The sequence below is a fragment of the uncultured Salinibacterium sp. genome (assembly GCF_963974405.1).
Lineage (GTDB): Bacteria > Actinomycetota > Actinomycetes > Actinomycetales > Microbacteriaceae > Rhodoglobus.
In genome coordinates this window covers 29,865-49,525 of sequence record NZ_CAXBBH010000002.1, presented here as the reverse complement: position 1 = coordinate 49,525, position 19,661 = coordinate 29,865, and the positions used below count along the sequence as shown (strand labels likewise).

The window sequence follows — 19,661 nt, the reverse complement described above, 5'->3', positions numbered from 1 at the left end:
GGCACCGAACAGTGTTTAGCCGCCGAAGAACCGGAAAACGTTCAGCACGATAAGGGGATTGGCGAGTATTCCGAGCGCCAATCCAAACGCTGCCCAGCGACGCTGTAGGCCAAGAATGAGCGAGAGCACCGCGGTAATCGCTGCCGCAATCGAGGTAACGATGGTCGCGTAGGCGAGCGCTGTGCCTGCTGGGTAATCCCCGCCGGATGACACGATCATCGCGATGATGAAGAGCACGAGCGTCGCGACCCCGAGGGCTGCGGCAATGAATCCGACCCAGCGTGGGCGCGCACGTCGCGCAACAGGCACGTCATCTGCGTCTGTATAGGCGCCCTCTTCGGCGTCATCGGGCAGAACAGTTTCTTCGTCGTCTACGACCCCAACGACGTAATACGGCACGACTTTGGTCGCAACGCGTTCAATATCCCCCGGATTAGTCACGCAATTACCCTAACTGACAGTGGAACTTGTCAGACTGGGAACATGTTCCCTTCAGTGAACGAAATTCTCGATACCGCCCATGTGGTGTCATTGCCGATGACGTCGCGCTTTCGCGGCATTGATCAACGCGAGGCTCTGCTGTTCCGCGGGCCTCAGGGGTGGAGCGAGTTTTCTCCCTTCGCCGAGTATGACGATGCCGAAGCCACCCCCTGGCTCCTCGCCGCGATCGACTATGCCTGGAACGAGCAGCCGCCCGTCGTGCGCGATCATGTCTGGGTCAATGCCACAGTGCCTGCCGTGCCCGCTGACTTAGTCGAGGCTGTGCTCGAACGCTTCCACGGCTGCCGCACCGCCAAGATTAAAGTGGCTGAGCCCGGCCAGACGCTCGCGGATGACGTCGCGCGCGTCGCCGAAGTGCGTCGCGTCATGGGCCCGGCTGGCCGCATCCGCGTCGATGCGAATGGTGTGTGGACGGTCGATGAGGCCGAGCGCGCCATTCATGCTTTCGCTGAATACGACCTCGAATATGTCGAGCAGCCGTGTGCGACTGTCGAAGAACTGGGTGAGCTACGTGGCCGCATTGCGTACATGGGCATCCCGGTCGCGGCCGACGAGAGTGTGCGCAAGGCCGCCGATCCGCTCGCTGTTGCGCGTGCCGGGGCAGCCGACCTCTTGGTGATCAAGGCACAGCCCTTGGGGGGCATTTCTCGCGCTCTCGCGATCGTGAAAGATGCGGGACTGCCCGTCGTGGTCTCGAGCGCTCTAGAGACCTCTGTGGGGCTCGCCATGGGAGCGCACTTGGCTGCGGCGATCGATCCGCTCGACTACGACTCGGGGCTTGCTACTGCATCTCTTCTCGCCGCCGATGTCACCGCCTCGCCCCTGCGTGCCCGTGACGGCAAGCTCGAAGTGCGTCGCGTCGAAGCGGATGAGGCATTACTCACCCGATGGGGCGCGAGTCCTGAGCGCACCCAGTGGTGGCTTGATCGGCTCATGCGCTGCCACGAACTAGGTAAAAACTACTCAGAGCAGTAGCTCGGTCGCTCAGTAATCTGGATCCGTTGGTCGCCACCGAGGGTGATCCTGTGCCGAGGAGTGAAAATGTCTACTGAGTTGCGCCGTGTGCGTGCACTAGCCGCCGTAAGCCTGCTCAGCCTGGTCGCTCTCACCGCCTGTGCTCCGCCGACCGCCGATCCCGGCGAAAGCGCCGAGGAGACGGATGCCGCGGCTCCGGCAGAGCCCGAAGAAGAGGCAGTAAGCGGCCCGGAGTGCCTTATCGGCGACTGGTATATCGCCGAAGACCAGATGAAGGCGTATTACGCCGCGCTGAGCGCCGCCAATGCCGGGCTCGATATCGGCGTTGAGGGTGGAACGGGGCTTTCCTTCACTGAGTCGACGTATGCGTACACCCCCGATTTTTCGATCCTCGTTCAAGTATCGGGCGCGGAGGGCACCGGCACCATTACGGGCGGAGTCACCGGTGACTACTCCGCGACAGAGAACGAAATCACGACGTCTCACGACGTGAGCGACGTTGCACTCTCGGTCACCGTTTCGGGAATTACGGTAGATGGAGCGGGACTGTTCGATTCGATCTTGGACAGCGCGCCGATCAACTCTGCACCCTACGAATGCGGGGCGGACGGTCCGATCATCCAATTCAAGACGGGTGAGGGTTCCCCGACAGTGCCGATGCAGCTAACTCCTGCTGCCTAGATCTCACAATCTTGAGCCGCTGTGTGGCTCTACTAAGCAAACGCTGGGGTGTGCTCGGTGCGGCCCCAGCGTTTTCCTTCTGCTCAGGGCAGGGAAAGCGGCTCACTCGCGGTCGGTAACCGCAGCGCGTGGTTACAGTCCTGAGTAGGAGTGCAGTCCCTTGAAGAAGAGATTCACGATGGTGAAGTTGAACACGATCGCGAGGAAGCCAACGATGGCGAGCCACGCCGAACGCGAGCCACGCCATCCGCGAGTCGCCCGTGCGTGAATGTAACCGGCATAGATGGTCCAGATGATAAACGTCCAGACTTCCTTGGTGTCCCAACCCCAGTAGCGGCCCCACGCGCGCTCGGCCCAGACAGCGCCAGCGATAAGCGTGAAGGTCCACATGACGAAGCCGACAACCGTGAGGCGGTACGCCAAGGTTTCGAGGCGGTCAGCAGCGGGCAAGGTGTCGAGGAAGCGCAGCTTGAGCGCTTTGCCGGCTTCGCGGCGTGCCTGCATGAGCTGCACGATCGAGAGGCTGGCGGCGAGGGCAAAGAACCCCGTACTGAGACTGGCAACGAACACGTGGATGACCAGCCAGGCCGACTGCAGCGCAGGCGGCAGGGGTACGACATCCACGTAGAAGCTGGAGGTGCCAACGCCCAAGGCGATCAGCACGAAGCCCGTGATGAACGAACCGAGGAAGCGCAGGTCTTGCCAGAACTGAACGATGAGAAAGACACCGACGATAAGCGCGGTGGCGGTGAGCGTGAATTCGAACATGTTGGCCCACGGCACGCGGTTTGCAGCAACGCCGCGGAAGATGACCGCACCGACGTGCAGCACCCAGGCGAGCACCGTCATCGCCATGGCCAGCTTGAGCGACTTGGGCGAGTGCGCGACGATCTTCGACTCGGATGCCCCTGCCGTCGTCAGGGTGTCGGTGCCGCTCACACTGGAGCCGTTCACCATCACGCTGGCCTGCTGGGCGGATGCCGAAGCAAGACCGGTCGCACGCGCTGCGGAAGCGTCGCTCGACTCTGCTGAACGGCGCGCCAAGTCGACAGCAAACAACACGAACGCAAGGGTGTAGATCGCCATCGCTGAATAGACCGCAATCAGCGAATACGACACGAAGGTCTCAGTCACGAATCCATCCTAACCCCGAGTTGCTGGGAATGTTTCTCGGCAAAGTCGGTGACCGCAGCTTCGAGGTTAGGGTCATCGCCGCGAGCCAGTGCGGCGTACTCGATTGTTGTGGTTCCCGAAGCGTCGGTGCGGGCTGAAACCCACATGCGGCGACGCGGTACAAAGAGGCTGGTGATGAGACCCGCGAATAGCAAGACGGAGAACAAGAGCACGGGCAGTTGCGAGGGGTCGTGGTGAACATCGAGCGACACGAAGCGCGGGATGCTCGTCAACTCGACACTGCCGAGACCATTGGGTAGCTCGAGCCGATCGCCGGGAGTCAACCGCAGTGTTTCTGCCTCGGAGGTGCGCCCTGCTACCTGCTCGAGGGAGTCAGTGTTGAGCGCATAGGCGTTGGAGCCTTGGCCGTTGTCGAGGCCGAGGTCGCCTTCGTACACCTCCAACGTGAGTACGGGTGAGATGAGGTCGGGATAGACAGACGCGAGCGCTCCCGAGCTGAGTGTGCCGGTGGTCGGGTAGAGAAAGCCGAGCATTCCGATTTGCTGGTCGAGACCATCCGGAATTTTGATGACGCAGGTGCTGCCGAGGTTGGCATCGAACGGAAGGCACGGCGTTGGCTGCGACCAGATGACCTTCTCATCGGCGTCACGCACGGTGAGCACGGGCGCATAGCCGTTACCGAGGAGGTACAGGTTTGTTCCGCTGAGGCTGAGCGGCTCGTTGACCTTGATTTGCGACTGCTGCGGTTCTTCGCCACGCACGGTGGTCGTGACGTTGGCCGTGAAGTCGATCGCTTGACCGATGGCTTGGCGGTTGTTCTGTTCGTACACGGGCTCGAACGAATCGAGCGCGACGGTGTACGGATCGAGCGCATCATCGGTGAAGAAACGGCCCGGGTTGAACGAGTCGTAACTGGCGAGCGAATTGCTAAAGGCGTAGCCCTCGACAACAACGCGCTGACCGGTGTATCCGAAGCCACCACCGATTCCGACCGTGACCAGAACGCCCACGAGCGCGGCATGGAACACGAGGTTTCCGGTTTCGCGCAGGTAGCCGCGTTCGGCGCTGACCGAGTCACCGTAGAGCTCGGTGCGGTAGCGCTGCGAGCGCAGCAGTCGGCGGGCGGAGGCGATGGCCGTGTCGACATCCGCATCGGTCGTGCGCGTCGTGAAGCCTTGCAGGCGCGAGAGCCGAGCGGGGGTCTTGGGTGGGCTGGCACGCAGAGCATCGAAGTGGTGCTTGGTGCGCGGCAGCACACAGCCGATCAGCGAGATGAAGAGCAACAGGTAGATCGAGGAGAACCACACCGAGGTATAGGTGTTGAAAACTTGGAAGAAATCGAGCACCGCAGCGGTATCGGGGTAGTTAGTGCGGTACGCGATAACGCCGTTGGGGTCCGAGGTGATCTGCGGAACAAGCGAGCCCGGGATCGCCGCGACAGCCAGCAGCAACAGCAGGAACAGCGCGGTGCGCATGCTCGTGAGCTGACGCCAGAAGAACCGCGCGTAGCCCGCGAGAGTCAGTCGCGGTTGCTGAACTTTGCTCTGCGGCGCGGGTGCCGGAGCATCCATGTGGTCGTTCGGGCGCGTTGCATCGCCCTCAGTCATCGAGTTATCCGAGGCCGAGTCGCCGTTCGTTGAATCAGAGGAGTGTGTCGAAGCCACCGATTACCGCTCCCAAACTTGTCACGATTGCACGCCACACGCCGGTGACCATGAGGAGACCGATCATTACGAGCAGTGCTCCACCAATCAGATTAATAAGACGAATGTGGCGGCGCATCCACGCCACCGATCCGGTCGCCCAGTTGAGGCCGAGGGCCACCAACAGGAACGGGATGCCGAGACCGAGACTGTAGGCAACACCGACGATAGCGGCCCGGCCGGGGTCGCCACCATCCAAAACCATGCTGCCGACAGCGATGAGAGTGGGGCCAACGCACGGAGTCCAGCCGAGGGCGAAAACGACGCCAAGCAGCGGTGCACCAGCGAGGCCGGTTGCGACCTTGAACTTCGGCTTGATCGTGCGCTGCGCGAAAGTGACTTGCCCGATGAACACGACACCCATCACGATCACGAGAGCACCGGCGATGCGGGTGATCAGGTCGAGCCAGGGCCGCAGCAGAAGACCAGCCGTGCCGAACAACACGGTGAACGCCACGAACACCACGGTGAAGCCCAAGATGAACAGGCCAACGCCGAGAACAAGACGCTTCGTGCTGCCCTTTTCCTCGTTGCTAGTGAAGCCGCCGATGTAGCCGAGGTAGCCCGGAACGAGCGGGAGAACGCAGGGCGACGCGAACGAGACGAGGCCCGCGAGCAGCGCGATCGGAATCGCGATAAGAAGGTTGCCGCCGAGAATGAGCTCGCCGACGGGATTAGACACTTACTGTTCCTCGGCGATGACAGAGTCGATCATCGCTGCGAGGATGCTCGGGTCACGCACAAGGCCGCTGATGCGAGCGGCAACGCGACCCTCGCGGTCCACGACGAGAGTGGTCGGCACCGCGTTGGGAGGCACGGAGCCGGCAAACGCCAGCTGCACGCCCGCGGTCGTGGCATCCACGACAGAGGGGTACGGGATGCCGAACTCATCAGCAAACGTAAGAGAGGTATCTGCGGTATCTGCCACGTTGACGCCAAGGAACGGCACCTCGGTGTACTCCTCGCTCAGTTCAGCAAGATCGGGGGCTTCTAGTCGGCACGGTGGGCAGCTCGAATACCAGAAGTTGACGACATAGACCGAGCCAGCGAAGTCGCTGCTCGAGACCGCTTCACCGGTATCGAGCGTGGCCTCGTACGTGATGGGTTCATCGCGATTGCTGGCCGGGATCTCGACGGTCGAACCGTCGCCCGAAATGTAGCCCTCTTCTGAACCGTTTTGGTACTGCTGGGCAAGAGACTCGTTCGGGCTGGAACACGAGACCGTCGTGAGAGCGGCGAACGCCACAACAACGGCAATGAGACGGCGGTTCACACTGCTCCTAGATCGATGGATGCTGCGAGCAATTCTCCCGCAGGTTCCTGATAGTCAACCTCGACGAAATGGTCACCCTCGCGAGCGAGCGTCGTGACGCTCGACAGCGTGCAGCGACGGTTGCGGGGGTCGTGCGCCAAGCGCATCTTTTTGACGGAACGAGCGACCATCACGATGGGCAACTGGTGACTGACCATGACCACTTCGCCGCCCTCGGCAGCCGACCACGCGTCATCGATAGCGGCGAGCATGCGCGCTTCGATGCTCACGTAGGCTTCGCCCCAACTGGGCTTGAGCGGGTTTACGAGGTGCGGCCAGGCCCGCGGCTGGGTGAGAACCTTCGGAAATTGCAGGCGACCGCCCTCGAACCAGTTAGCCGGCTCGATGATGCGTTCTTCGGTCGCGATGGGCAATGCGTAGCGTTCCGACCAGGGCTGCGCTGACTCTTGAGCGCGCTGCAGAGGGCTCGCGTAGAGCGCCGTGAGCGGCCGGTCGGCGAAGCTTGCGGCGGCGACATCCGCCATCGTGTGACCGAGTTCACTGAGGTGATACCCGGGAAGACGGCCATAGAGAATGCGGTCGGGATTGTGCACTTCACCATGGCGGACGAGATGGATGAGGTCTGCTGGCACGGTATTCAGTCTACGTTGGCAGCCCTGCCGCACTTTCTCTCGCGTTATCCCTTGTAAACTCGGCGCTGTGACTACACGCACCCTTATTAAGAACTTGGCCGCCGCAAGCGATGGAGAGACCTCCGTTTCGGGTTGGGTCGACACTGTTCGAGATCAAAAGAAGGTGCAGTTCGTCGTACTGCGCGATGAGTCGGGTGCGGTGCAGCTTGTTCACCCTCGCTCGTTCAACGAAGACGGCACCCCGGCCGAGGACCCCCTCGCCGAGATCATCTCGGGGCTCGCTCAGGGCACCTTCCTCACCGCGAGCGGTGAGTTGAAGCACGACGAGCGCGTGAAGCTCGGCGGCGTGGAGATCAAGCTTGCCGCTATCGAGATCGCGGCTGAGGCCATCCCCGAGACCCCGATTGCCGAAGACACCAGCGTTGACAAGCGCATGGACTGGCGCTTCCTCGACCTTCGCGTGCCGCGCAACAATCTGATCTTCCGCATCCAGACCACGCTCGAGCACGCGTGGCGCACCTACTGGGTCGAGAACGACTTTATCGAGGTTCACACCCCCAAGCTCATGGCGAGCGCAAGCGAATCGAAGGCGGAGCTGTTCGAGGTCGACTACTTCGACACCAAGGCGTACTTGGCGCAGAGCCCGCAGTTCTTCAAGCAGATGGCGCAGTCCGCTGGCTTCGGCAAGATTTTCGAGATCGCCCCGAGCTTCCGTGCCGACCCCAGCTTCACCTCGCGTCACGCCACCGAGTTCACGATGGTCGACAGCGAGATCAGCTGGATCTCCAGCCACGAAGACGTCATGAACTTGCACGAAGAGCTCATGGTTGCCGGATTCCAGGCTGTCAAAGACAAGCACGGCGACGAGATCGAGAAGCTGTTCGGCATCGAGATGACGGTGCCCACTCGCCCGTTCCCCCGCATCCCGCTCGCCGAGGCTAAGCAGATCGTCAGCGACCGTGGCTACACCGTGCCGCGTGCCGACGCCGATATGGACCCAGAAGGCGAGCGCCAGATCGCCGCCTACGTGAAAGAAACGTTCGATCACGACTTCGTATTCTTGACCGACTACGCCGCCAGCATCCGCCCGTTTTATCACATGCGTCACGCGGATGATGCGGGCCTCACGAACAGCTACGACCTCGTGTTCAACGGCGTCGAGATCTCCACTGGAGCTCAGCGTGAGCACCGCGTCGATGTCTTGGAGGCGCAGATTCGCGACAAGGGTATGGACCCTGCCGAGCTCGACTTCTACCTCGATTTCTTCCGCTACGGCGTGCCCCCGCACGGCGGATTCGGCATGGGCCTCGGTCGCGTGCTGATGCTGCTGCTCGGCCTGCCGAACCTGCGCGAAGCGACGTACCTCTTCCGCGGACCGACACGACTGACCCCGTAGTCACTGCTGGGTGCCGCATCCGACACACCGACCCCATAGCCAGCACGCAACTCGTTAAGGCAGGATGACCCCATGTCAAAGAAAATTGATGCGGCTCTGAAGGATCTCAAGAAGGCGCTGAACAAGCACGCTGAGGTTGTGGGGAGCAGTGCTGTTTCACTCAAGAAGGCTCAGCGGGCGAGTGCAAAAGTGGCAGCGGCGGCAACGGCCTACGCCGAAGCGGTGCACTCCAAAAGCGGTATGGGCAACCCCTTCGACGACATGCTTCAGCCAGGACTCGACAGCGGAACCCTCGCGTCGTTGGCGGCAGAGCGTGATTCGATCAAGAACCACATGACGGGCCCCATCAGCGTCAGCAAATAGCTGACAACTGGTAGTGCCCGCTCACTAGTGCGCAGCGACTACGAGAGTTCGAAGTCGATGCAGGCACGCTCGCGAGTGTGCGCCTTGACGACGGCTCCCGCCTCAAGGTGCAGAGGGTGCGTTCCGTACGTCAGGAGCGCTTCGGGCGAGGTGTGGTCGGAGACGAGGATGACATCCCAGTTTGAGTCAACGGCCCCGGCATCCTGACGAACCGTCAGCGCCTCGAGACCCTCGATCTGACCAACAAGCGGTTCAAGCGCCGCCGCCATGGCATCCGCCGCAACCTTCTGGTCTGCAGCGTTGTCAGCTTTGAGCTTCCACATCACGATGTGACGGATCATTCGGTTTCCTCCAGAAGGGCGGCCGTCAGGCGCGCAGGTTCGACACGCCAGATGGTGTGCACAGCGTCGTTGATGAGCACGACAGGAATTTCATCCCAATATTTGGCGTGAAGTTCTTCGTCATCCAGAATCGACTGCTCAGCGAAGTCGACTGAGCACTGAGTGGATAGCTCGCCGATCACGGCGTTAATCGTCTCGCGAGCGTCATCACACAGGTGACAACCCGGTTTTGCGATTAATGTCAGTCGTTTCGTGAGCACCACCTTAGAATAATCCGAATGCACGAGGTAACGCCGCCCCCAACGAGCCATAACGCGGTTGTGGCTTTCTTTGACGTGGATAACACTTTGATGCGGGGCGCGAGCGCCTTTTACCTGGGCAAAGAAGCGTGGCGTCGGGGAATCGTAGGTTGGCGAGACATCGCCCGTTTCGCTTGGCACCAGTTTCGGTTCGTCTCCGTGGGCGAGAATCACAAGCACATGGCTAGCGCGCGGGAACGTGCCCTCGAAATTGTCGGCGGGCACTCGGTGCACACGCTCATCGAGCTCGCCGAGATCATTTACGAACGTGACATTCTGCCGAACCTCTGGCCCGAAACGGTAGACCTCACGAAAGAACACCTCGCTAGGGGCCATGAAGTGTGGCTCATCACCGCGACACCACAGTTCGTCGCTCAAGTGATTGCCGAACGCCTCGGACTCACCGGTGCACTCGGCACCCGCGTGCACGCCGAAGACGGTCTTCTGACGGGAGAACTCGATGGCCACGTGCTGCACGGGCCCGAAAAAGCCACGGTCGCCACAGAGCTCGCTGAGCGCGTGGGAGCCGATCTCGCGGACTGCTGGGCATATTCAGACTCCAGCAACGACATCCCGCTGCTGAGCGCGGTAGGCAACCGTGTTGCCGTCAACGCGGATGCCCGCCTCGCCCACCATGCGCAGAAGATGGGCTGGCAGATCATGCCGCTCAGTCGCGCGGGCCTCAAAGAGGCGCGCAGACGTGTGAAGCGGCAAGCGAAGAACGTTCGCAAGAACTCTCGTTAACCTCGAACACCCGATCGTTCAGGTGAACGTTCGGGTGTTCGAGATGTGGCCGCCCGAGAGGACGGCCTCTAGCTTTGAGGCTAGTTACTTCTTGTTGCGACGCTGGTGGCGAGTCTTACGAAGCAGCTTGCGGTGCTTCTTCTTTGCCATACGCTTGCGACGCTTTTTGATGACTGAACCCATAGGGACCTCACTGATTTCTGAACGAACCGACCCGGTCCGATTCAGAACCGCGGAAAGACATACCGGAAGAGTTTACCGCACCGGGCGGGTTTTGAAGATTCGGTGAACTGGGAACCAACCCAGAACGAACTTTCGCCGCTAGCCGACCTCGGAAATCTCGGGCGAAACAGCACTCGCAACAGCGGATTCCGGGATGCGGAACGAGCGACCGAAACGAACGGCGGGCAGTTCACCAGAGTGAACGAGTCGATACACGGTCATGTTTGAGACGCGCATCATGTCCGCTACTTCAGCAACGGTGAGAAAACGCATCTCAGATAGATCCTGTGCCATCGGACCAGCCCCTTTGGTTTAGCTACTGCACGATTGTTGCCGACCGCGCAGCGCCCTCGAAAAATTCACGACGCACCCAGCATGTGACTGGAGTGCTAATCGGTAACAATAGGGGCTGGTGTGACTCACTGTCCACCCCTAATCGCGCCCGTGCGGCGCGCCTTCGGCCTAATCCTTGCCGAAGATGCGAGAACGCACCGAGCGAGGCAGTTGCTTCGCGGCCTCGGTAACGTCGTGCAACGCGGAGCGAGCCTGGTGCGTGCGCTCTGCAACCTGACGGCCGAAGTTGTCTCCGACATCCGCGCCAGACCACGCTGCGAAGGCGCCGGTGGATTCGCGCAACTCGTCGTCGAAGTCATCGTGGAAGTCCGCGCTCAAGAACGGAATCAGCCAGTCTTCGACCTCTTCAAGAGGAGAAGAATCGAGGCTGTAGTAGCGATGTTGGCCGTCTTCACGCACCGACACCAACCCGTGGTCGCGCAGCACCTTCAAGTGCTTGGAGACAGTCGGTTGGCTCAAATCGAGCTTCTCGACAATCTCGCTTACGCTGAGCTCGCCGCTCGGAGAGTCAGAGGCGATGTACTGCTCAAGCAGCACCGTCAAAAGGCTACGCCGGGTTGAATCGGCTACTACGTCAAAGATGTCGGCCATGAGATAAGGCTACCGGGGCTTGCTGGGGAGTACCATGGCCTCCTGTGCGTGGGGAGATAAATAGATGAGTTCTTGGGCACCCATGCGTGCACACCCTCGTGAACGCAGTCTCTTTGCTCAGATTCGCGATCTGATCGATCGGTTCGCTGCGGCTACTCCCGCCCGCTTCGCGATTGCCATCTTCTCCGCCCTCGTTATCGTGCTCACGACGCTGCTCGTTCTGCCTATTTCGGCCCGCGACGGCCAAGCGACTCCCCTCGTTGACGCACTATTCACCGCAGTCTCGGCGATTTGTGTGACCGGCCTCACGACCGTCGACATGGCAACCCACTGGTCAGCGTTCGGCAATACCGCGATCCTGATCGGCCTGCAGGTCGGCGGAATCGGAGTGCTGACTCTCGCGAGCATGCTCGGCCTCGTCGTCTCTCGTCGGCTTGGCCTTCGCCAACGTCTCATCGCTGCCAGCGACACCAACCCCTCACGCATCCATGTCGGGCCCGTCTCCGAGTCGCAAGCGATCCGTCTCGGTGAAATTGGTGGGCTCCTCGCGACGGTCGCGATTAGCGCGCTGGCTATTGAGGTTGTGCTTTCCCTCGTCATTATCCCGCGCCTGCTGGTGGAGGGGTACGACGTGTGGCCCGCCATTTGGCAGGGCTTCTACTTTGCGGCATCCGCATTCACTAACACCGGTTTTGTGCCGGCGGCGAGCGGCATGGAAGCATTCGCTCAAGACCCGTGGATGCTCGGAGCAATCGGCACTGGCGTCTTTCTTGGCAGCCTTGGTTTTCCGGTGATCTTTGCGGTCGTGCGACGCCTCAAGCACGGATCGCGCCTCTCGGTGCACGCCCGCCTCACACTGTTCACCACGGTGCTGCTGATCTTTGCTGGCGCGATAGCTGTGCTTGTTCTCGAGTGGAACAACACCAACACCCTCGGTGGGCAGAGCCTTATCTCCAGGCCCCTGACATCCACATTCCTGTCGACGATGACGCGCTCGGGCGGGTTCTCTCCTATCGACATCAATGAGCTCAATGGCTCAACGCTGCTCGTGTTCGACATGCTGATGTTTGTCGGAGGTGGTTCCGCTTCCACCGCGGGAGGCATCAAGGTCACGACGCTCGCGGTGCTGTTCCTGGCCGCCCTCGCCGAAGCGCGAGGCGACAACGATATGCACGCTTTTGAGCGTCGAATCCCTACCGATGTGCTCCGCCTCGCGGTCAGCGTGACGCTCTGGGGAGCAACCATCGTTGCCGTATCGACGATTGCCATTCTTCAAATAACAAAGGAGCCTCTCGACAGAGTGCTCTTTGATGTTATTTCGGCCTTCGCGACGTGTGGTCTATCGACAGGGCTTACCGAATCACTGCCGGATAGCGGCAAGTACATCCTCGCCGCCACAATGTGGGCAGGGCGAGTGGGAACGGTTACTCTGGCGGCAGCCCTTGCGGCCAGTCAGCGCCGTCAGTTGTTCACGAGAGCAGAAGAGAGGCCGATCGTTGGTTGACAAGATTCCGCACAATGCGCCCGTGCTAGTGATCGGGCTCGGTCGCTTCGGCGCGGCCACTGCCGGTCAATTGCAGCGCCTTGACCGCGAGGTTCTCGCTGTTGACGCAGACCTCAGCCTCGTGCAGAAGTGGTCGGAGCGTGTCACCCATGCGGTGCAAACCGACGCTCGTAGCCTTGACGCGCTTCGCCAGATTGGTGCAGAAGACTTCTCCATTGCTGTCGTCGCCGTCGGCTCCTCGATCGAGGCGAGCGTTCTCATCACGGCAAATCTGGTCGACCTCAAGATTCCCCAAATCTGGGCCAAAGCAATCAGTCGCTCTCACGGCAAGATCTTGGCGCGTATCGGAGCCAATCATGTGATCTATCCCGAAGCAGAGGCCGGCGAGCGCGTTGCTCACTTGGTCTCTGGCCGGATGATCGACTTCATCGAGTTCGATGATGACTTCGCGATCGTGAAGATGTATCCCCCGAAGCCCATCCGCGGCCTGCCACTCAGCGAGTCGCAAGTGCGCCGCAAGTACGGCATCACCGTCGTGGGGGTGAAGTCTCCAGGCAAGGAGTTCACCTATGCAACTCCCGAGACGGTGATCTCGAATCATGACCTCGTGATCGTGAGCGGCAACTCCGAAGACATCGAAAAGTTCGCGACGCTCGCGACTTAACCCCGTTCGTGTGCTGAACTGCGGGCCCTCGCTACCTGTATCTTGATTCCGTGAGCAAAAAACGGGCGACCCCGGGGTCGCAGACTTCGCTCCGCGAAGCTAACCGCGCTCGCATCGTCGACGCGGTCAAGCACCATGGCGGCCTCACGCAGATCGAATTGGCCGGCGTGACGGGGCTCTCCCCCGCGACGGTCTCCAATATTGTCAAAGAGCTTGTGAGCGCTGAAGTGCTCGCAACGGCCATGAGCACGCGCAGCGGTCGCCGCGCTCACCTGGTCACTCTTGCTCGAGCGCTCGGCCTCGTCGCTGGCGTGCACTTCTCCGAACGCCACATGCGCGTTGCCCTCTCGGATGTCGCGCACACCGTGGTCGCTGAACATCACATGCCGCTCGCGAAAGACCACCGCGCCGACAACGAACTCAACCGCGCCGCCCAGCTCATCACCGACATGCTGGAATCGGTCGAAGCAACTCACGACGAGATTCTGGCGGTCGGGTTAGCGATGCCAGCGCCAATGGATGCTGCGACGGGAGTGATCTCGCGCACGGGAATCATGCGCGGCTGGGATGGCGTTCCTGTCGCGGAATCTCTCGGCATCCGCCTCAACAGCCCCGTCTACGTCGACAACAATGCCAATTTGGGGGCCCTGGCCGAGTACCACGCTGGAGCTCTGCGCGGTAAACCTAACTCTCTCTACGTGAACGTCGACGACGGCATCGGTGCCGGCCTCATCCTGAACGGTGCGGTGTTCCGTGGTCACCACGGTGCAGCGGGCGAATTCGGCCACATGGTGCTCGATGAAGAGGGCGCTCTCTGCCGCTGTGGCAATCGCGGATGTCTCGAAACTCTTGCTGGGGGTCAAGCCATCGTTGATTCGGTGCGCACGGGCCGTCGCGGTCTCAAGCTTCACGATGTTGTCGTTCGGGCAATCGCCGGGGATAGCGCGTGCATTCGAGCCATTGCCGATGCCGGACGGCATCTCGGCATCGCGGCGGGCAATCTGAGCAATGTGTTCGACCCGGAGCGCATTGCCGTGGGCGGCGAGCTCTCACAGGCGGGTGAACTGTTGCTGGGGCCGATGCGTCACGCGATGGAGCGTTCGGTAATTGTGGGTTCTGGGCAGGCGGCCGATCTGGTGCAGAGCCAGCTGGGGCCACGAAGCGAACTGCTCGGCACGATTGCTTTCGCGATTGACCAGCTCTCGATCGGCAGGGGCACGACCTTGTCGGCGGAGCCGTCGGAGTCGGCCACTTCATGACCCGCCTTGGTGTGCGCATTCTTCGCGTGATCGCTTCGGCAGCACTGCTCGTGCTTGCGCTGAGCGGCTGCGGCATTGTCATGCCCAGTAGCGGTGCGGATGGTTCTCGCACGATCGCGTTGCTCCTTCCGGAGTCGAAGACGGCACGATATGAGGCCTACGATCGCCCATTTTTTGAGGCGAAGGTTCAAGAGTTGTGCCCCGAGTGTGAGGTCATTTATGCCAACGCCGATCAAGATCCGGCCAAGCAACAGCAGCAGGCAGAGTCAGCGTTTGCGCAGGGCATTAGCGTGCTCGTGCTCGACCCGGTTGATTCTTCGGCGGCGGTAACAATCGTCGCAACCGCTCAGTCTTACAAGGTGCCCGTCATCTCGTACGACCGCTTGATTGGCAGCCCTGAGCTTGCCTTCTGGGTTTCCTTTGACAATGAGCAAGTCGGCGCCCTGCAGGGCAAGGCGCTCGTGGAACGCCTTGCCGATCAGGGGCTGTCGTCGGGCAACATCGTGATGATCAATGGCTCTCCCACCGACAACAACTCGCGCCTTTTTAAGCGCGGTGCCCATAACGTGATCGACGGCAGTGCCTTTACGATTGTCGCCGAGTTCGATACTCCAGACTGGAGCCCAGACAAAGCTCAAGAGTGGATGTCGAGCCAAGTCACGCAGTTTGGCGACAGCCTTGTCGGCGTGTATGCCGCCAATGACGCCACCGCTGGCGGCGCGATTGCGGCGCTTAAAGCGGGAGGAGTTCGGCCGCTTCCCGCCGTCACCGGTCAGGACGCGGAGCTCGCGGCGATCCAACGCATCGTGAGCGGTGACCAGTACATGACGGTCTACAAAGATCTCAAGCAGGAGGCCGAGATCGCCGCAACTCAGGCGGTTGCCTTGCTCAACGGCGAACAGTTGATTGGCGAGAGTGACGATACCAACGGCATCCCCACCACCCTGCTGACGCCGGTGATCGTGACGATCGACAACATCATGGAGACGGTCGTGGCCGACGGTTTTTACACGGTCGAACAGATCTGCACACCGGAATATGCTGTCGCGTGTGCGGCAGCGGGGATTCAGTAATGCCGAACAGAGTCAACGGAACTCCCGAAAGCACTGCACCCACAACCCTCAAGGAAGAGAGCATCTTATGACTGCGGTCACTCCGACCACTTCAGATGATGAACCGATCCTGTCGTTGCGAGGAATTAGCAAGAAGTTCGGTGCTATTCAGGCGTTGAGCGACGTCTCGCTCGATATCTATCCCGGCGAGGTCGTCGCAATCGTTGGCGACAACGGTGCGGGAAAGTCGACGCTCGTGAAGGTGCTCGCGGGCGTGCATCCGGCAAGCTCGGGCACTATTTGTTACCGAGGCGATGAGGTGTCGCTCGCGAACCCGACGGATGCGCGTGACCTCGGTATTGCGACGGTCTTCCAAGATTTGGCGCTCTGCGACAACCTCGACGTCGTCTCGAACCTGTTCTTGGGCCGAGAGCTCGGCGCGGGTGCCCTCAACGAGGTCGAAATGGAACAGCAGACCTGGGCTTTGCTTCGTCAGTTGTCGGCCAAGATTCCGTCGGTGCGCACTCCCGTTGCTGGCCTTTCGGGTGGTCAGAGGCAGACCGTCGCCATTGCGCGATCGCTCATCGGCAACCCGTCGATTGTGGTGTTGGATGAGCCCACCGCCGCCCTCGGCGTCGCTCAAACTGCTGAGGTGCTGAACCTCATTGAGCACCTCCGCGAGCGCCGCCACGGCATTGTGCTGGTCAGTCACAACATGGCGGATGTTCAAGCCGTAGCCGACCGCGTCGTCGTGCTTCGACTGGGTCGCAACAACGGTGATTTTGCCGCGGCCGATGTGACCTACGAAGACATTATTGCGGCGATCACCGGCGCCACGGATAACGCGGTGAGTCGGCGAGCGGGGATGACCGGCGCGACGTTGACTCGGGCGAAGGAGGGGCTCAGCTCATGACGAGTGCCGACAACCGACCTCCTTCGAACAGCACCCCCACGGTGGATCTGCCACCGGCATCCGGCATCGCCGAGTCGTGGGCGGCTTTTCGCTCGCGTGTGCGCGGCGGCGACCTAGGAGCAATTCCTGTGGTCGTCGGGCTTGCGATCATCTGGACAATCTTCCAAATTCTGAACCCGACGTTCCTCTCGAGCGCCAATCTCGTGAACCTCGCGATGCAGTCGGCCGCTCTCGGCACTATCGCGCTCGGCGTCGTGCTGGTTCTCTTGCTCGCCCAAATTGACCTCTCGGTCGGTTCACTTTCCGGGCTCTCCGCAGCAATTCTCGCGGTCACGTTCACGCAACTCGGCTGGCCCCTCGTCGCCGCTATCGCTGCCGCTTTAGCCTCCGGCGCTCTCTTCGGCTGGTTCTACGGATTCTTGTTGACCCGGTTCGGCGTTCCAAGCTTCGTGATCACTCTCGCTGGCCTGCTCGGGGTGCTGGGGCTGCAACTGTGGGTGCTCGGAAAGCTCGGCTCCATCAACATTCCCTTCGATTCATGGATCGTGCAGTTCGCCCAGCTCATGTTCGTGCCCGCGTGGCTCTCCTATCTGCTGGCCGGAGTCGCGACGCTCTCGTATGTCGGCGCGCACCTCTCACTCGCCCGCCGCCGGCGCCGCGCAGGCCTGCTGCCCGAGTCACGCACTGCGATCGTGCTTCGGGGCGCCCTCATGATCGTGGCGCTTCTCTTTGGGGCGTGGTACCTCAACACTGACCGCGGCATCGGGCTCATGTTCTTGCTTTTCGTCATCCTCGTGATCGCGGTCGATTTTGCGCTCAAGCGCACGCGGTGGGGTCGATCGATTTATGCGGTCGGCGGCAACGTCGAAGCCGCCCGGCGTGCCGGCATCCGGGTTGATCGGGTGTACATCTCGGTCTTCATGGTGAGCGCAACGCTGGCGGCACTCGGCGGAGTGCTCGCTGCGTCACGCCTGGCCGCCGCCAACCAGAGCAGTGGTGGCGGCGATACCAACCTCACCGCCATCGCAGCAGCCGTCATTGGCGGTGCAAGCCTCTTTGGCGGTCGCGGAAGCGCCTGGTCGGCCCTGCTCGGTATCGTCGTGATTCAGTCGATCTCAAGCGGCCTCACCCTGCTGAGCCTCGACTCCTCAGTGCGCTACATGGTCACGGGAGCGGTGCTGCTGCTCGCCGTGATCATTGACTCGCTATCGCGACGCTCGCGCGCCCTGCACGGTCGCTTCTAGCCCGCGGCGAGTTCTTTCGCGCGAGCCAAGGCTGCGCCCGTGGCTTTGTCGAAGATCGACTTGAGGTCGGCGGCCTGAAACTGTTCGACGGCACGCTCTGTCGTGCCCTTGGGGCTTGTCACCTGCTTGCGCAGTTGCTCCGGCGAGCTCTCGGATGCTGCAAGCAGCGCCAAGGAACCGTCGAAGGTTCCCGCAACCAGCGTTAGCGCCTGCTCGGGGGTGAAGCCCATATCGATGGCGGTGCGCGTGAACTCTTCGATGAAGTAGAAGACATACGCCGGTCCAGAACCCGAAATCGTGCTGAGCGCGTCGATTTGTGATTCGGGGGTTTCGACCACTGTGCCAACGGTCTCGAAGACAGCTCGGCCAATGGCGAGGTCGTCATCGGTGGCGCGCGATCCGGCGCTGAGTCCGGTCACTGCTTTGCCCACGATGGCGGGAGTGTTGGGCATTGCCCGCAACACGACGTTGTCGACGATCGCTTCCATCCGAGCAGTCGTCACTCCGGCAGCGACACTAATGACGATGGCGTCGGGCTCAAGAAAAGGCTTCAGGTCAGTAAGAGTGTCAGGGATCATGGCGGGCTTCACGCCGAGCATGACCACCTTGGCGCCCTTCACGGCGCGAGCATTGCCATCCGGAGTGTTCTCCAAGGCAAACGATTCGACGCCCTCAGAGCGCACTACAGCCGCCTTAGCTTCCGTGCGATTCGTGACGCGGATGCCCCCACTTACGGTCACTGAAGGGTCAAGTAAACCCGACAGGATGGCACCTCCCATTGATCCGGCGCCGACAATTGCAATGCGAGGAAGGGAAGTAGCCACGTGAACATCCTAGGATTGATCGCATGAGCGCGTCAGGCGGAACTAAAGCAATCATCGCGGCAATGCTGGCAAACGGCGGAATCGCTGTGACCAAGTTCATTGCATTCTTGATTTCGGGATCAAGTGCGATGCTGGCCGAGAGTGTGCACTCGGTTGCCGACACGAGCAATCAGGCCCTCCTGTTGCTCGGGGGTAAGCAGGCGAAAAAGCACGCGGACGCCGAGCATCCCTTCGGCTACGGCCGCGAGCGCTACGTGTACGCCTTCGTCGTATCGATCATCTTGTTCTCCGTCGGTGGTGTGTTCTCGCTCTACGAGGGCATTCGCAAGTTGCAAGATCCGCACCCTCTCGAGCAGGCTTGGCTGCCCATCACGGTGCTCCTCATTGCAATCGTGCTGGAGTCGTTCTCCCTTCGCACTGCCGTAAGGGAGTCAAATCTTGTGCGCGGCAAGCGGAGCTGGATCGCATTTGTGCGCCACTCCAAAGCGCCCGAACTTCCCGTCGTGCTTCTCGAAGACGTTGCAGCACTCCTCGGTTTGGTACTCGCGCTCTTCGGCGTTGGCCTCACGATCATTACGGGCGACTCGATGTGGGATGCCATCGGCACCATTGCAATCGGAATCTTGCTCGTCTTGGTCGCCATCGTTCTCGGCATCGAGACCAAGAGTCTGCTCGTCGGAGAGGGTGCGACAGTCGCACAGCGTGTCCTGATCCGCGATGCCATCAACGCCCACCCCGACGTTCGTTCGCTCATTCACATGAAGACCCTCTACCTCGGCCCAGAAGAGCTCATGGTCGCGGCAAAGATTGATTTCGGCAGCCAAACTCGGCTTGCAGATGTTGCCGCGAGCATCGACAGCGTTGAGCAAGAGATTCGCGAAGCAGAACCGATGGCCCGCGTTATCTATATCGAGCCAGACATCTATCGCCGCCCTGCGGAAGCCGCCCCGCCCACGGACACTATTGTCATCGTGGGCAACGACTAACGAAAG

Annotated in this window: 24 protein-coding genes; 12 read left to right on the top strand and 12 right to left on the bottom strand. The window is 61.1% G+C overall.

All coding sequences use genetic code 11. The annotated features are described in order from the left end of the window. Positions 1–15: 15 nt before the first annotated feature. Positions 16–441, bottom strand: a complete 426-nt coding sequence (locus AACZ26_RS08650) for a 1,4-dihydroxy-6-naphthoate synthase (protein WP_339620759.1) — start codon at positions 439–441, stop codon at positions 16–18. Positions 442–483: 42 nt separating this feature from the next. On the opposite strand from AACZ26_RS08650, the gene AACZ26_RS08645 reads away from it, so the two are divergent. Together AACZ26_RS08645 and AACZ26_RS08640 are read left to right on the top strand one after the other, a co-directional pair. Continuing rightward, a complete protein-coding gene (locus AACZ26_RS08645; protein ID WP_339620757.1) occupies positions 484–1,476 on the top strand; it encodes an o-succinylbenzoate synthase in 993 nt (330 codons plus the stop codon). Positions 1,477–1,542: 66 nt separating this feature from the next. Then, complete coding sequence (locus AACZ26_RS08640) at positions 1,543–2,157, top strand: hypothetical protein (RefSeq protein WP_339620755.1); 615 nt, start codon at positions 1,543–1,545, stop codon at positions 2,155–2,157. A 132-nt stretch (positions 2,158–2,289) separates the two neighbouring features. On the opposite strand, the gene ccsB is transcribed toward AACZ26_RS08640, so the two are convergent. From ccsB to AACZ26_RS08615, 5 genes are read right to left on the bottom strand one after another with little or no spacing between them, the layout of a single operon-like run. Further along, positions 2,290–3,291, bottom strand: a complete 1,002-nt coding sequence (gene ccsB / locus AACZ26_RS08635; protein WP_339620754.1) for a c-type cytochrome biogenesis protein CcsB — start codon at positions 3,289–3,291, stop codon at positions 2,290–2,292. Further along, positions 3,288–4,955: a cytochrome c biogenesis protein ResB gene (locus AACZ26_RS08630; RefSeq protein ID WP_339620752.1), complete on the bottom strand. Its 1,668-nt coding sequence runs from the start codon at positions 4,953–4,955 to the stop codon at positions 3,288–3,290. The genes ccsB and AACZ26_RS08630 overlap by 4 nt, the downstream gene beginning before the upstream one ends. Continuing rightward, the gene (locus tag AACZ26_RS08625; protein WP_339620751.1) at positions 4,933–5,676 is read right to left on the bottom strand and encodes a cytochrome c biogenesis protein CcdA; all 744 of its coding nucleotides are present in this window, start codon (positions 5,674–5,676) and stop codon (positions 4,933–4,935) included. Before AACZ26_RS08625 ends, AACZ26_RS08630 begins: the two co-directional genes overlap by 23 nt. Then, a complete protein-coding gene (locus AACZ26_RS08620) occupies positions 5,677–6,267 on the bottom strand; it encodes a TlpA disulfide reductase family protein (RefSeq protein ID WP_339620750.1) in 591 nt (196 codons plus the stop codon). Further along, on the bottom strand, positions 6,264–6,899 hold the full coding sequence (locus AACZ26_RS08615) for a histidine phosphatase family protein (RefSeq protein ID WP_339620749.1): 636 nt from the start codon (positions 6,897–6,899) through the stop codon (positions 6,264–6,266). Before AACZ26_RS08615 ends, AACZ26_RS08620 begins: the two co-directional genes overlap by 4 nt. Before the next feature lie 67 nt (positions 6,900–6,966). Between AACZ26_RS08615 and aspS the strand changes: the two genes are divergently transcribed. Together aspS and AACZ26_RS08605 are read left to right on the top strand one after the other, a co-directional pair. Continuing rightward, positions 6,967–8,295, top strand: a complete 1,329-nt coding sequence (gene aspS / locus AACZ26_RS08610; RefSeq protein WP_339620747.1) for an aspartate--tRNA(Asn) ligase — start codon at positions 6,967–6,969, stop codon at positions 8,293–8,295. 72 nt (positions 8,296–8,367) lie between these two features. Next, positions 8,368–8,658, top strand: coding sequence for a hypothetical protein (locus tag AACZ26_RS08605; protein ID WP_339620745.1), 291 nt, complete (start codon positions 8,368–8,370; stop codon positions 8,656–8,658). Positions 8,659–8,696: 38 nt separating this feature from the next. Here the strand turns inward: AACZ26_RS08605 and AACZ26_RS08600 are convergent, their stop codons facing one another. Together AACZ26_RS08600 and AACZ26_RS08595 are read right to left on the bottom strand one after the other, a co-directional pair. Beyond that, positions 8,697–8,999, bottom strand: a complete 303-nt coding sequence (locus tag AACZ26_RS08600) for a Dabb family protein (protein WP_339620743.1) — start codon at positions 8,997–8,999, stop codon at positions 8,697–8,699. Next, a complete protein-coding gene (locus AACZ26_RS08595) occupies positions 8,996–9,310 on the bottom strand; it encodes a glutaredoxin family protein (RefSeq protein ID WP_339620741.1) in 315 nt (104 codons plus the stop codon). The genes AACZ26_RS08600 and AACZ26_RS08595 overlap by 4 nt, the downstream gene beginning before the upstream one ends. Between AACZ26_RS08595 and AACZ26_RS08590 the strand changes: the two genes are divergently transcribed. Continuing rightward, the gene (locus AACZ26_RS08590; protein ID WP_339620739.1) at positions 9,278–10,042 is read left to right on the top strand and encodes an HAD family hydrolase; all 765 of its coding nucleotides are present in this window, start codon (positions 9,278–9,280) and stop codon (positions 10,040–10,042) included. The genes AACZ26_RS08595 and AACZ26_RS08590 overlap by 33 nt on opposite strands. 84 nt (positions 10,043–10,126) lie before the next feature. Here AACZ26_RS08590 and AACZ26_RS08585 read toward each other — a convergent pair whose 3' ends face one another. The 3 genes from AACZ26_RS08585 to AACZ26_RS08575 all read right to left on the bottom strand — a co-directional run bounded on the left by AACZ26_RS08585 (position 10,127) and on the right by AACZ26_RS08575 (position 11,209). Beyond that, complete coding sequence (locus AACZ26_RS08585) at positions 10,127–10,225, bottom strand: 30S ribosomal protein bS22 (RefSeq protein ID WP_003792170.1); 99 nt, start codon at positions 10,223–10,225, stop codon at positions 10,127–10,129. A gap of 138 nt (positions 10,226–10,363) precedes the next feature. Next, on the bottom strand, positions 10,364–10,558 hold the full coding sequence (locus tag AACZ26_RS08580; RefSeq protein WP_339620736.1) for a helix-turn-helix domain-containing protein: 195 nt from the start codon (positions 10,556–10,558) through the stop codon (positions 10,364–10,366). A 168-nt stretch (positions 10,559–10,726) separates the two neighbouring features. After that, the gene (locus AACZ26_RS08575; RefSeq protein WP_339620734.1) at positions 10,727–11,209 is read right to left on the bottom strand and encodes a metalloregulator ArsR/SmtB family transcription factor; all 483 of its coding nucleotides are present in this window, start codon (positions 11,207–11,209) and stop codon (positions 10,727–10,729) included. Between the two features lie 64 nt (positions 11,210–11,273). Between AACZ26_RS08575 and AACZ26_RS08570 the strand changes: the two genes are divergently transcribed. The 6 genes from AACZ26_RS08570 (at position 11,274) to AACZ26_RS08545 (ending at position 17,845) form a co-directional block, all read left to right on the top strand. Then, positions 11,274–12,713: a potassium transporter TrkG gene (locus tag AACZ26_RS08570; protein ID WP_339620732.1), complete on the top strand. Its 1,440-nt coding sequence runs from the start codon at positions 11,274–11,276 to the stop codon at positions 12,711–12,713. After that, positions 12,706–13,377, top strand: a complete 672-nt coding sequence (locus tag AACZ26_RS08565) for a TrkA family potassium uptake protein (RefSeq protein ID WP_339620730.1) — start codon at positions 12,706–12,708, stop codon at positions 13,375–13,377. Before AACZ26_RS08570 ends, AACZ26_RS08565 begins: the two co-directional genes overlap by 8 nt. 50 nt (positions 13,378–13,427) lie before the next feature. Continuing rightward, positions 13,428–14,636 carry an ROK family transcriptional regulator gene (locus AACZ26_RS08560; RefSeq protein WP_339620728.1) on the top strand — a complete coding sequence of 403 codons (1,209 nt, stop codon included), beginning with the start codon at positions 13,428–13,430 and terminating at the stop codon, positions 14,634–14,636. Next, positions 14,633–15,709, top strand: a complete 1,077-nt coding sequence (locus AACZ26_RS08555; protein ID WP_339620726.1) for a sugar ABC transporter substrate-binding protein — start codon at positions 14,633–14,635, stop codon at positions 15,707–15,709. The genes AACZ26_RS08560 and AACZ26_RS08555 overlap by 4 nt, the downstream gene beginning before the upstream one ends. A gap of 67 nt (positions 15,710–15,776) precedes the next feature. Further along, positions 15,777–16,601, top strand: coding sequence for an ATP-binding cassette domain-containing protein (locus AACZ26_RS08550; RefSeq protein ID WP_339620724.1), 825 nt, complete (start codon positions 15,777–15,779; stop codon positions 16,599–16,601). After that, positions 16,598–17,845 (top strand): sugar ABC transporter permease, encoded by a 1,248-nt coding sequence (locus AACZ26_RS08545; protein WP_339620723.1) that lies wholly within the window; start codon positions 16,598–16,600, stop codon positions 17,843–17,845. Before AACZ26_RS08550 ends, AACZ26_RS08545 begins: the two co-directional genes overlap by 4 nt. On the opposite strand, the gene proC is transcribed toward AACZ26_RS08545, so the two are convergent. Continuing rightward, on the bottom strand, positions 17,842–18,669 hold the full coding sequence (gene proC, locus AACZ26_RS08540) for a pyrroline-5-carboxylate reductase (protein WP_339620721.1): 828 nt from the start codon (positions 18,667–18,669) through the stop codon (positions 17,842–17,844). The two genes, AACZ26_RS08545 and proC, sit on opposite strands and share 4 nt — an antisense overlap. Before the next feature lie 23 nt (positions 18,670–18,692). On the opposite strand from proC, the gene AACZ26_RS08535 reads away from it, so the two are divergent. Continuing rightward, positions 18,693–19,655 (top strand): cation diffusion facilitator family transporter, encoded by a 963-nt coding sequence (locus AACZ26_RS08535; RefSeq protein ID WP_339620719.1) that lies wholly within the window; start codon positions 18,693–18,695, stop codon positions 19,653–19,655. Positions 19,656–19,661: the final 6 nt, after the last annotated feature.